Raw genomic sequence first — 11,136 nt, 5'->3', positions numbered from 1 at the left:
GTCGGTGCCATCCGCACTCACTCCCCTCGCCCCCCTCGCTCTCTGCCCGGGCACGCATATCGTCGGCACCGGCCTGAACCCCGGACCCGCAGCACTCGCTATCTGCGCAACGACGATGACAGGGACTATTCATCCGGTGGGTTGTCGGAATCGTTGGTGTCTTCGGGGTTGTCGGTGTTTGTCGACGTAGCGTGGTGGGATGATCTCGGGAATACCGTCGGTGGCGATTCTGATCTCCCATTGCAGTTCGGGGGCTCGTTTCTTGTCGGGTTCGAGCAGATTGTGGTGGTGTTTGCACACCAAGCACAGGTTGTGCAGTGCTGTCGGCCCTTCGTCGGCCCAGGGGATGATGTGGTGGGCGTCACAATCAGCGGCTGGGCGGTTGCAGCCGGGGAAGATGCAGCCGGGGAAGATGCAGCCTTGGTCACGAACGTGGAGGGCGTGCCGGATCGCTGGGGTCACCAAGCGTTCTTCGCGTCCGACGTCCAGCGGCTCGGATGCGCCGCCCAGGATGACGGGCAGGATGCCGGCGTCGCAGGCGAACTGCCGCAGCTGGCCGGGGGTGAGACCGGTGCCGTCAACGAGCCCCGCGCCATGGCAATCAGCGAGGAGATCGTGGTAGTTGATGGTGACCACCACGTGGGGTCGGTCACCGCCGTGTTTGGGTGCGGCCTGCTGCACCGCGGTGCGGCGAGCGAGCTCGACCAGGGCGTCAGCGCGGCGTTGCGGCCAGGACGGCTGCTCCACCCCCGGATCGTGCAGTTCCAGCGCGGTGCGGTGCATCTGCTGCGCGATCGCCTCGATCTGTGCCTTCAGTAGGGCAGCATCCGCTGTCGGTAGGGAGCCTTTGATCAGGGTGGAGCCACAACCGTTGTCGGAGAAGGTGAGATGCCGATCCCGGCGGGCGTCGCGCAGGTCGCGGGCGATCCGTTCCGCTTCGGTCTCTTCGGCGATCTCGGGCGCCACCACCTCCAACAAGTGCCGGGACAAGCCGGCGAGGTGCTGGCTGTCGAAGGTGTCACAGAACCCAATCATCGTCGTCTGCGCCTCGGCTTCAGCCTGAACCCCGAGATCGGTGGGCAGCTTCCGCAACACCTGCGTCACAGCAGCCGCTTGCCGGTCATGGATCCGTCCCTCGATCAGCGCCCTACCGATCTGGCTGAACCGATACAGATCCTTGGCCTGATGCAGCATCCCGGAGGCTTGTGTGCGGGTGTAACGCAACTCACCCGCCAACCACGACACGGTCGGCACACCGTGCGCGGTCATCGCGGCCTCGGCCCGATCAACCGCACCCAGCACGGTGTGGATCACCCCCGCGACTCGCGACTGGATCTGCAGCAGGTCCGTCACCAGGTCGACTTGTTTCCGATCCGGCAGCAGCGTCACATCGTCCAGATCGATGTGGTTGAGCAGACCGGTCACAGCAGTAGCGAACTCCGCTGCCGTCACCGTGCCCGCCGTGCTGTTCATGACAACTACGCTAAACGGTGGCTCTGACACTTTTCGCACCAGCAAGCCTGCCCGACGGACTCGTTTTCAACGGACAACACCCTCGCTGTTTCGGACAACACTGGGACAACACCTCAAGCAGGCCGAGCCGTTCAGGTGTGCCGTTGGGAGATCCCGGCATTCACCGGGATGACAGGCTCTGAACGCCGATGGTACGAGGGGACGGTTCTTTTCGTTCCGCTTTGCCACCGGTGGTCCAGCTTGTCGAGACCTGGGTGCCGGGAGGCCGTCGCTCGACGGCGAGCCGAACTGTGTTGAGTGGACCGAAAAGAACCGTCCCCAGCGGTCCACAACAAGCTCGACCACCAAATGGCTTCAGCGGCTGCCGGCATCGGCGTCCAGTAGGCCGATCACCCCCAGCACCGCGGCTTCGATCACCTCGTCCAGCCAGTCCGGGACGGCACCTCCGACGTACGGCCGGACCAGGCCGTACGGCAGTTGCCGCGACGCGATCATGCCCAGCCGGGTGCGGCGCGGGGTCAGTCGGCCCCAGCCCCGGCGCAGGCACGCCGCCAGAGCGGCATCGGCGGTGTCGTTGATCTGGCGGACGTGGTCGGCCAGTCCGGACGGCGCCGCAGCCAGCAGTTCCGGCTGCCGGTAGAGGGTCAGCGCCAGCGCGGTCGCAGGCTCCTTTCGGCAGAACCGGGAGACGTGCAGCGCCGATTGCAGCAGGGCGTCGCGGGCGTCGTCCGCTTCGGACGCCTCCAGCAGGCCGACGTGGAACTCCTCGATCGAGCGCAGCCACAGCCTGGCCATCAGGTGTTCCCGCGATGGGAACCGGTGGTAGATCGATCCGACCGGCGCACCGAGGGCCGCCGCGATCTGCGCGATCGACGCCGCCTTGCCGTGCGAGGCCACCGCGGCACGGGCTGCGTCGAGGACGTCGTCGTCGCTGAACTTCGCGGGTCTTGCCACGGCACCGATGGTAGGGCACATTTGTGAGCATGGAATCTAGAACGCAGCCTCTAAAACTCAGAACGCTGGCCGAAGGGCTGCCCGGCGCGTCCTTCCGCGAACGGCACGACCGAGTGATCGACGCCTCGCCGGCCCGGGTCTGGGATGCCCTGCTCGCCTTGCGCTGGGGCGATCTGCGACTGACCGCACCGCTGCTGGTCGTCCGTGGCTTGGCCGACCCCCGCACCGGACGCCGCTCAATGTTGCGCGAGGGACCGGTGGTCGCCGTCCAGGTGGAGCCCGAGGCGCGCTGGGTCGGCGTCCGGATCGGTCAGCCGTGGCGACCGGTGCCGACGTTGGCTCCCGACCCCGCCGGGCTGGAGGAACTGCGCGCGTTCGACGAACCGGGCTGGCTGAAGTTCGGTATGGAGTTCCTGCTGCAGCCGCTCGCCGACGGCCGGACGGTGCTCACCACCACGACCCTGTGTGAGGCGACCGACCAGGCCGCGCACCGGAAGTTCGCCCGCTACTGGCGGCTGATCGAGCCGTTCAGTGGGCTGATCCGGATAGACATGCTCGCCGCCGTGGCCCGCCGCTGCCGGGGCACTTAGCCAAACCTTAAGAAGCCTCCGGCCCGGGCCTTAATCCGCGGCCGGAACCATCGTCGTCATGACGATCGGAGTTCGCGCCGCACGCCGGGTGCGGCAGGTGAGGGCACTGGCCTGCCTGACCGTCCTCGCCGTGACTGCCCTGGCGATGACCTGGCTGGCCGGGCTGTGGGCGCCGGCCGGCGAAGCCCGCGGCCAGGACGGCAACCACAATGACCGTCCCACGGTGCTGCTGGTCAACGCCGACCATCCGCTGCCGGACGACTATCGACCACCGAAGCTGGTCACGCTGGCCGGCACCGTTCCGGTCTCCGGCTCGGCGGTGAAGGTGGCGTCCGAGGTCGCCGGACCACTGCGGAAACTGTTCGCCGCCGCCACGAAAGCGGGCCTGACCAAGCTGTACGTCGCCAGCGGCTACCGCACCGCCGCCGAGCAGCGCGCACTGTGGCAGCAGGCCGAGGACAAGTCGTACGTGCAGCGTCCGGGACGCAGCGAGCATCAGACCGGGCTGGCTGTCGACCTCGCCGATCTCCGGGTCGGCGACGGCGAGTTCGGCGACAGCCGGGCCGGACGCTGGCTGGCCGACAACGCCTGGCGGTACGGGTTCGTCCTGCGCTATCCGCCGGGCAAAGCAGACCTGACCGGAATCTCGTACGAGGCGTGGCACTACCGCTATGTCGGCCGTGAGGTGGCCCGGACGTGTCACGATCGAGGTCTGGTGCTGGAGGAATACGTGAGGCAGGCATGAACGATGACGGCCGGGAGACCGGGCACACCATCCTGGTTTGCGACGACGACGCCGACATCGTCCGCGCGCTGCGGATCTACCTGAGCGGTGAGGGATACACCGTCCTGGAGGCGTCCGACGGTGTCGAAGCCGTCGAGACGGTGCGCTCACACACCGTCCATCTGGTGCTGTTGGACGTGATGATGCCCGGCCTGGACGGCATCGGCGCCGCCGACCGGATCCGCCAGGAGTCGAACGTGCCGATCATCTTCCTGTCGGCCAAGGGTGAGGAGTCCGACCGGATCCTCGGCCTGCACGCTGGTGCCGACGACTACATCGTGAAACCGTTCTCGCCGGCCGAGCTGTTCGCCCGGATCCGGTCCGCGCTGCGTCGCTACACCCGGCTGGGCGGGCTGCCCGCCGACAGCACCGAACGGGTCTGGCGCACCGGCGGCCTGGAACTCAACGACGACCGCAAGGAGGTCCAGGTGAACGGTGCCCCGGTGACGCTGACCGCGCTGGAGTTCGGCATCCTGCGGCACCTGATCGCCCACCAGGACCGGGTGTTCTCCTCGGCCCAGATCTACGAGGCGGTGTGGCGGGAACCCGCCTACGACCCGGGCCGCACGGTGGCGGTCCACGTCCGGCACATCCGCGAGAAGATCGAGGCCGATCCGAGCCGTCCGCGCTACCTGCGGGTGGTGCACGGTCTGGGCTACAAGGTGGTCGCACTGTCATGAGACGCACGATCGGCTGGTCCTGGATGGCCGTCGCCGGCTTCGCCGTCGCGTCGGTGGGCCTGATCGCGGTGCTGTACCAAGGGGTGGAGCCGTTCACCTACTACGGAATCCGCTTCGGGTCCACCCAGTTCCTGCCGAACTCCACCGCGGGGCTCGCGCTGTTCGTGGCCGGGACGGCGCTGGCCACCGCGGCCTGCCTGGTCGACGCCCGGCGGACGGCCCAGCACTGGATTCACCGGCTGGACTGGTTCTTCGCCCTGGTCGGGGTGGCGGCGATCTGGGCGCTGGTCGCCGGCTTCTTCGAGAGCGGCCGGGACCGTTGGGTCTGGCATCTGTGCTGCCTGACGGTGCTGGCGGCGTCCGGCTGGTACCTGTGGGCGACCATGGTGATCCGGCTGCGGGCCGGCACGCTGGCGGAGACGATCTTCTGGCCCAAGGTGTTCCGCACCCTGCCGCTGAATCAGTTCGCCGGCATCTTCGTGCTCGCCGTGGTGGCGATCGCGACCTTCGTGCTGGTCGCCGGCGCCCAGTCCGCCGTCCAGGCCGCTGTTCGCTCCGGGCCCTACCGGGACTTGTCGCTGACGTGGTGGCTGATCGGGGAATGGGGCACCAAGGTCGGCCTGGCCGGCCTCACCCTGGTCGCAGTGGCGGTGCTGTGCCACAGCATCCTGTCGATCACGGCGGCCAAAGAGGCCGCGGTGGAGGCGCGGCTGCGTGAGGAGCGGTTCCGGGCCGAGCTGATCACCAACCTCACCCACGACCTGCGCACCCCACTGACCTCGATCGTCAGCTACGTCGACCTGATCGCCAAACTCGATCTGCCCGAGCCGCGGCTGGTCGAATACACCGGGGTGCTGACCCGTAAAGCGGACCGCCTGAAAGGCCTGATCGGCGACCTGTTGGACGCCTCGCGCGCCAGCGCCGGCAACCTGCCGGTGCGGCTGCAGCCGATCGGCATCACCGAGATCCTCAGTCAGGTGGCCGGCGACTTCGACGACGCCCTGACCGCCCGCCGGCTGAGCTGGGTCGGGCCGCCGCCCGCCGCCGACCTCGTCCTGGCCGACGGCGGACATCTGTGCCGGGTGTTGGAGAACCTGGTCGGCAACGCCGCCAAATACGCCGCGCCGGGCAGCTGCGTGCACGCCGACCTGGATCGCTCGCCACGCTGGCTGCGGCTGCGGATCGCCAACCTGACCGTCGAGCCGCTGACCCTCGCGCCCGGCGAACTGACCGCGCAATTCGTCCGGGGGGACGCCGCCCGCACCGGCGAGGGCAGCGGGCTGGGCCTGTTCATCGCCGACCGGCTGACCCAGCTGATGGGTGGACGGCTCACCGTCACTGTCGACCAGAACCGCTTCACCGCCGCCGTCGAACTCCCGATCCCGCAGCCCGCTGCATCGCAACCGGTCAGCGCGGCCGATCCGGTCAGGCGGTGAGTCGGGTCAGGCGGTGAAACCGGTCAGACCGTGACGTCGGCCACCGGGGCGCCGGTGAGCCGGATCAGGTCGTCCGGGGTCAGCCGGAAGACCGCATGCGGATGCCCCGCGGCGGCCCAGATCACGTCGAACCGGAACAGTTCGGTGTCGATCAGCTCCACGCTCGGGTTGGCGTGCGCCACCGGCGACACCCCGCCGATCGAGAAGCCGGTGGCGGCCTTCACGAAGGCGGCGTCCGCCCGCGCCAACTCGCCGACCTTCATCGCGACCTTGGTCTCGTCCACCCGCCGATCCCCGGACGTCATCACCAGCACGGCGGCGTCGTCGGCCCGGCGCCGGAAGATGATGCTCTTCACGATCTGGCCGAGTTCGACGCCGAGCGCGTCGGCGGCGTCCTGTGCGGTGCGGGCCGAATCGGCCAGCATGGTCGGGGCATGGGGGTGGCCGAGTTCGGCCAGTCGGTCGGCGACTCGCTGGGCGCCACCGGGAAGCTCGGAGGTCATGGGCCCCATCCTGCCCTGTGCGAGGCAGTATTTATCCAGTGGCCACGGACTCCTTACCGTGTCCGCCCAGACGGCAGGAGGAGCCATGCCCGTTCCCCGCGACGACCTCGCGATCGACGTCCTGTCCAGGCTGCTCACCCAGGGCCATCACGACCGGCCCGATGAGCTGGTCGACTACACCGGTTACGAGGCTCACGAGCCGGAGGGCTGGCTGTGGAGCGAACCGCAGCCGCAGCCGCCGCTGCAACAGGCGGACGCCTACGACCTCGTCGACGCCCTGTCGGGCGCGGCGCTGCACGACTCGCCGGGTGTGGCTCTGGACACCGCCGGCGGCACCGAACCGTTCACCGCCGAGCAGCAGGAATACTGCCGGCGCAGCCTCGACGTGACGATGAAGGGCGGCACCACCAGCGGTGTCATCTACCCGCTGGCGCTGTGCGAGCTGGCCCGGCACTTCCGGTTCCGCAATCTCGGCGGCGCGTCCGCCGGCGCCATCGCCGCCTCGTTGGCCGCGGCCGCCGAGCTCGGCCGGACGCGGCGGGCGTCCGGTGCCGTCCGCGACGACAGCAGGGACGCCGAACAGGTCGCCCAGGGCCGGCTGCGGCAGGGCTTCGCCGGCCTGGCCGACGTGATCTCGTGGCTGACCCAGCGCGACCGGCCGCAGACCGAGGACGAATTCCGGCTGGTGCAGCTGTTCAAACCCACCTTGGGCGGCCTGCCGCTGTTCCGGGTGCTGGCCACGGCGATGCGGCACCAGTACGTGCGGGGTGCCCTGCTGTTGTTGTTCAGCCTCGACGTCAAGGCGCTGGCGTTGACCCTGGTGCCGTTCGTCCTGGCGCCGCTCGGATTGTCGGCGGCGGGCGGGTGGCGGTGGGGCGGCGACTGGTTGAGCGTCGACAACTACTGGTGGTCGGTGTTGCTGCTCTGGCTGGCCTTCGGCTGGGTGATTCCCCTGGTGGCGCTGTGGTTGACCCGGCCGAAGCGGAAGCCGGCAGCGCCGCTGTGCGGCTTCGAGGAGCCGATCCCGATCGCGCCGCCGCCGGTCGAGCCTCGTCCTTGGATGCGGACGCTGGCGATAGTCGCGGCGGACGCCGTGGCCTGGCTGGGCTTCACGCTGTACGCCCTGGGTCCTCGCGGGCTGCTGATGACCCTGGTGTTCCTGGTGGCCGAGATGGCGCTGGTGCTGATCGGCTTCGGCATCGGCATCGGCATGTTCTCGACCACCGCGAAAGACCATCGCTACGGGCTGATCGGCGGCTCCGGCGCAGCCACCGATGACAACACCTGGCGGGGCCGGCTGGCGCAACTGATCCAGCTGTTCGACCGCGCCGCCGGCATTCTCCCCGAGACCACCGTGCGAGCGAACCTGACCGACTGGCTGACCACCGCGATGGCCGACCTGAGCGGCCTCGACTCCGCTGCGGTGCTGCGCTTCGGCCATCTGTGGGCCGGCGGCGACTATGTCCCCGGCGACCCGGACGGCAGCGCCCGCCAGGCCGCCAACAACCCGCGGCTGCGGTCGATCAACCTCGAGTTGATGAGCACCGAGCTGATCCGGCGGGCACCGTACCGGTTCCCGCTGCCGCCGGCCGAGTCGGCGCAGGACCAGCTCTGGTTCGACCCTCGCGACCTCGCCGGACTGCTGCCCGAGCGGGTGGTGACCGCGATGACCGCCGGCACCATGCCATTGCGGGTCCGGTCGCTGGCCACCGGCGCCGACGTCGTCCTCCACCCGTTCCCGCAGCCGTGGGACCTGCCGGTGGTGTTCGCCACCCGCGCCTCGCTCGCCCTGCCGGCACTGTTCCAGGCCGTCCGGCTGTACGAGTTGCGCGAAGGGTCGGCACCGGTCCGCACCGAGTACGGTGCCCGGTTGGCGCGCGGCGACACCGAACTGCGCTGGCCGGGTGCCGACGGTGCCGCCGCCCAGATCGCACAGGAGCTGTGGCTCACCGACGGCGGCGTCACCTCGAATTTCCCGATCCACCTGTTCGACTCGCCGCTGCCGCTGTGGCCGACGGTCGGCATCGACCTGGGCAGCTACCCGGCCGGCGCCGGACATCAGGACGTCTACCTGCTCGGCGATACCGGCGCCGCCAAGGAACTCGGCCGACCTCTCGCGCGGGCGATGAGCGGCTTCATCGGCGCGGTGATCGGCACCGGACTGCAGTGGCGCGACACCGCCCAGCTGTGGATGCCCGCCTTCCAGGCCAGGATCGCGGTGGTCCGGCAGCGCGGCTACGAAGGCGGCAACAACCTGTTCATGACAAGGAGCGACATCGCCTCGCTCGCGGTGCGCGGGGTGGTCGCCGGCATCCGGCTGCGGCGACGGTTCGCCAGCGACGCGCAATGGCAACGCCAGCAGTGGCTGCGGTTGCGGGTGGCCGCCGAGAGCCTGGCCGGCTTCTCCGCCCGGCTGCGGGTGTCGTTGCGGGAACAGAGCTACACCACGTTGATCCCCGAGTCGGGCGGCGGACGGCCGTGGGCTGCGCTGGACGCCCTCCGCGACCATCTGGCCGGCCAGGCCGACCCGAACCCGCCGGTCGCACCGCCGGACGCCGCCGACCCGGCCGCCGACTGGTACCGGCCGGAGGCGTCCGAGTTCTTCGACGAACTGGCCGGCTTGCTGGCCCCGGCCCGGCACAGCACCACCCAACCGGCGGTGTTGCGCAAGGGCGCGCCGCGTCCGTTCGCGGAGTTGCGCCAAGTGCCCCGCGACTAGGCCTCGACTAGGCCGCCGCCGCCCCAGCGCGTGCCGCGGCTAGGTGTTTTCGTCATCCTATGGAAAGCCCGGATATCCCCTCACCTGGACACCACGTCGTCGTCCCGTGGCACGCACGGGATCACGAGGGCGTGCCGGGGAATGGGCCGCGCGACTGGGGAACCCGTTGGTCCAGCTTGTCGAGACCCCGGACGCCTTGGTTTCGACAAGCTCAACCAGCGATAAGTCCGCTGCGCTACTGGATGCCCACCGCCTGCAGGGACCGGACGGCGTCCAGGGCAGCCTGGTCGCCGTCCGCTTCGGGTTCGGGGCCGCGCCCCCACAGCCAACGGTCGAGTTCCTCGGAAGTACCGGCGAATCCCGCGGTGGGCGGCAGGTCGGTGATCCGCAGCATGCCGGGCTCGTCGTAGCTCTTGCCGGACTGACCGACGCCACGCCAGCGTCCGGGGCGGACCAGCACGGTGGGTTCCGCGTCACTGGGGGTCAGCGCGACCACATGATCGGAGGGCACGAACTCGAAACCCGGCTGCGTGCCCCACCAGGCGAACATCACGTCGACCGCGTGCAGCACGCCGTCGGCGGCCACCTCGGGGTCGATGGGGGTCGGCGTCCGGCCGGCGACGAGTTCGGCGTCGATCCGGTGCATCACCGCCTCGTGCACCTGCATCCGGCGGGTGAAGCCGACGGTCTGGTCGGTGGTGAACCACGTCCAGGCCGGCTGCTCATCGACTCTCTTGTCCAGCTGCGCCAACAGGGCGTCGGTCTCGGTGTTGAGCAGTGCGACGCCGGCGACCGGATCGTCGGGTCGCTCCGGCTTCTCTTCCTGGATTGCTTCGGCGTCCTGGTCGCTTTGCGCGCCGGAGGCCAGGACCCGTGCCCAGAACCCGTGCACCTCGGTCAGGTGCCAGAGCAGGTCGGCAGTCGTCCAGGCTGGACAACTCGGAACGGTAGCCGTCGGATCGGCGGCGAGGATCGCCTCGGCGAAACGCTCGGTCTCGGTGCGGATCACCCGCGTGTGATCGAACATCTTCCCAACCATACTTGTCCGGGCCTGAGAGCATTGGTCCGTGACCCAACCCCCGCCACCCCAGGCCCGCGAGCTCCCTGGCGTTGGCTCACCCTTGGCGGCTGCCACCCTGACCGCGGTTCTGGTGGTGCTGATCTGGTGGGCGTTCGTCACCCGCTACCGCGGCCAGGTGCTGGAAGCACTGGCGATGCAGGGCTCGCACATCGGCGCTTGGCGGATCGACGCGCAGGCCGACCAACTGCTGTCCACGGTGTCGGTGCCGATGGTGGCGGCGATCCTGCTTATGGTGCTGGTGATCGGGATCGTGCGCGGACGCTGGGTGGCCGGCGTCGCCGCCGCGGCCGCTGTCGGCGGTGCCAATGTCACCACTCAGGTACTCAAGTACCGCGTCTTGGAACGCGACGATCTGCTCGACCTCGGCGGCTGGAACAGCACGAACACATTGCCGTCCGGTCACACCACTGTCGCCGCGGCGGCACTGGTCGGTCTGCTCCTGGTGGTGCCCCCCGCGCTGCGGTCGCTGACCGCGGTGGTGGGCACCCTGGCGGTCTGCGCCTACGGCCTGGCGACCCTGGTCAATCAGTGGCATCGACCCTCGGACGTATTGGCGGCGATCCTGGTCTCCTGCGCCTGGGGCTATCTGGCGGTGGCCGCGATTCGACTGACCGAGCATCACGGACGCCTCCGCGACGTCCGGCACGACCCTGGCGCCGCGTCCGTACTGCTGGTGGCTTTGGGCATCTGCGGCGTCACCCTGGCGATCGCCGCCGGCTACATCGTCTGGGACGGCGACCCGAACACCGCCGACCGGATGACCGGGCTGATCGCCTACGCCGGCGGTGTCTCCGCGCTGATCGGCGTATGCGCCGGCGGCATGGGCGCCCTGCTGCGGCTGCTGGACGCCACCCGTCCGCTCCCACGGGCTCGGGAAGGGTGAGACTCAGGATCAGGATGGCCGAGACCACGCCGC

At 69.5% G+C, this 11,136-nt stretch carries 10 protein-coding genes; 6 read left to right on the top strand and 4 right to left on the bottom strand.

What is annotated here, in order from left to right; genetic code table 11:
• Positions 1–129: 129 nt before the first annotated feature.
• Positions 130–1,473: a DUF222 domain-containing protein gene (locus tag QM619_RS00265; protein WP_415103127.1), complete on the bottom strand. Its 1,344-nt coding sequence runs from the start codon at positions 1,471–1,473 to the stop codon at positions 130–132.
• A 354-nt stretch (positions 1,474–1,827) separates the two neighbouring features.
• A complete protein-coding gene (locus QM619_RS00260) occupies positions 1,828–2,427 on the bottom strand; it encodes a TetR/AcrR family transcriptional regulator (RefSeq protein ID WP_415103126.1) in 600 nt (199 codons plus the stop codon).
• Between the two features lie 29 nt (positions 2,428–2,456).
• Between QM619_RS00260 and QM619_RS00255 the strand changes: the two genes are divergently transcribed.
• Genes QM619_RS00255 through QM619_RS00240 form a run of 4 tightly spaced genes read left to right on the top strand, consistent with a single transcriptional unit; the run spans position 2,457 to position 5,917 of the window.
• Positions 2,457–3,017, top strand: coding sequence for a hypothetical protein (locus QM619_RS00255; RefSeq protein ID WP_415103125.1), 561 nt, complete (start codon positions 2,457–2,459; stop codon positions 3,015–3,017).
• Between the two features lie 58 nt (positions 3,018–3,075).
• A complete protein-coding gene (locus tag QM619_RS00250) occupies positions 3,076–3,762 on the top strand; it encodes a M15 family metallopeptidase (protein WP_415103124.1) in 687 nt (228 codons plus the stop codon).
• Positions 3,759–4,481, top strand: a complete 723-nt coding sequence (locus QM619_RS00245) for a response regulator transcription factor (protein ID WP_415103123.1) — start codon at positions 3,759–3,761, stop codon at positions 4,479–4,481. Before QM619_RS00250 ends, QM619_RS00245 begins: the two co-directional genes overlap by 4 nt.
• A complete protein-coding gene (locus QM619_RS00240) occupies positions 4,478–5,917 on the top strand; it encodes a sensor histidine kinase (protein WP_415103122.1) in 1,440 nt (479 codons plus the stop codon). The genes QM619_RS00245 and QM619_RS00240 overlap by 4 nt, the downstream gene beginning before the upstream one ends.
• Positions 5,918–5,940: 23 nt before the next feature.
• Here QM619_RS00240 and QM619_RS00235 read toward each other — a convergent pair whose 3' ends face one another.
• Positions 5,941–6,420 (bottom strand): YbaK/EbsC family protein, encoded by a 480-nt coding sequence (locus QM619_RS00235; protein WP_415103121.1) that lies wholly within the window; start codon positions 6,418–6,420, stop codon positions 5,941–5,943.
• A gap of 85 nt (positions 6,421–6,505) precedes the next feature.
• Between QM619_RS00235 and QM619_RS00230 the strand changes: the two genes are divergently transcribed.
• A complete protein-coding gene (locus QM619_RS00230; RefSeq protein ID WP_415103120.1) occupies positions 6,506–9,139 on the top strand; it encodes a hypothetical protein in 2,634 nt (877 codons plus the stop codon).
• Between the two features lie 235 nt (positions 9,140–9,374).
• Here QM619_RS00230 and QM619_RS00225 read toward each other — a convergent pair whose 3' ends face one another.
• Positions 9,375–10,166: a maleylpyruvate isomerase family mycothiol-dependent enzyme gene (locus QM619_RS00225; protein ID WP_415103119.1), complete on the bottom strand. Its 792-nt coding sequence runs from the start codon at positions 10,164–10,166 to the stop codon at positions 9,375–9,377.
• 40 nt (positions 10,167–10,206) lie between these two features.
• Here QM619_RS00225 and QM619_RS00220 point away from each other — a divergent pair, with 40 nt between their 5' ends.
• The gene (locus QM619_RS00220) at positions 10,207–11,103 is read left to right on the top strand and encodes a phosphatase PAP2 family protein (protein WP_415103118.1); all 897 of its coding nucleotides are present in this window, start codon (positions 10,207–10,209) and stop codon (positions 11,101–11,103) included.
• Positions 11,104–11,136: the final 33 nt, after the last annotated feature.

Origin of the sequence: Micropruina sp. (genome assembly GCF_047606665.1) — a bacterium.
Classification (GTDB): domain Bacteria; phylum Actinomycetota; class Actinomycetes; order Propionibacteriales; family Propionibacteriaceae; genus Micropruina.
This window is presented reverse-complemented; position numbering and strand designations above follow the sequence as displayed.

What these genes read in the sequence shown, in the direction of transcription:
- QM619_RS00265 (WP_415103127.1), bottom strand. Translation starts at nt 1,473, where the DNA reads ATGAACAGCACGGCGGGCACGGTGACGGCAGCGGAGTTCGCTACTGCT.
- QM619_RS00255 (WP_415103125.1), top strand. Translation starts at nt 2,457, where the DNA reads ATGGAATCTAGAACGCAGCCTCTAAAACTCAGAACGCTGGCCGAAGGG.
- QM619_RS00250 (WP_415103124.1), top strand. Translation starts at nt 3,076, where the DNA reads ATGACGATCGGAGTTCGCGCCGCACGCCGGGTGCGGCAGGTGAGGGCA.
- QM619_RS00245 (WP_415103123.1), top strand. Translation starts at nt 3,759, where the DNA reads ATGAACGATGACGGCCGGGAGACCGGGCACACCATCCTGGTTTGCGAC.
- QM619_RS00240 (WP_415103122.1), top strand. Translation starts at nt 4,478, where the DNA reads ATGAGACGCACGATCGGCTGGTCCTGGATGGCCGTCGCCGGCTTCGCC.
- QM619_RS00235 (WP_415103121.1), bottom strand. Translation starts at nt 6,420, where the DNA reads ATGACCTCCGAGCTTCCCGGTGGCGCCCAGCGAGTCGCCGACCGACTG.
- QM619_RS00230 (WP_415103120.1), top strand. Translation starts at nt 6,506, where the DNA reads ATGCCCGTTCCCCGCGACGACCTCGCGATCGACGTCCTGTCCAGGCTG.
- QM619_RS00225 (WP_415103119.1), bottom strand. Translation starts at nt 10,166, where the DNA reads ATGTTCGATCACACGCGGGTGATCCGCACCGAGACCGAGCGTTTCGCC.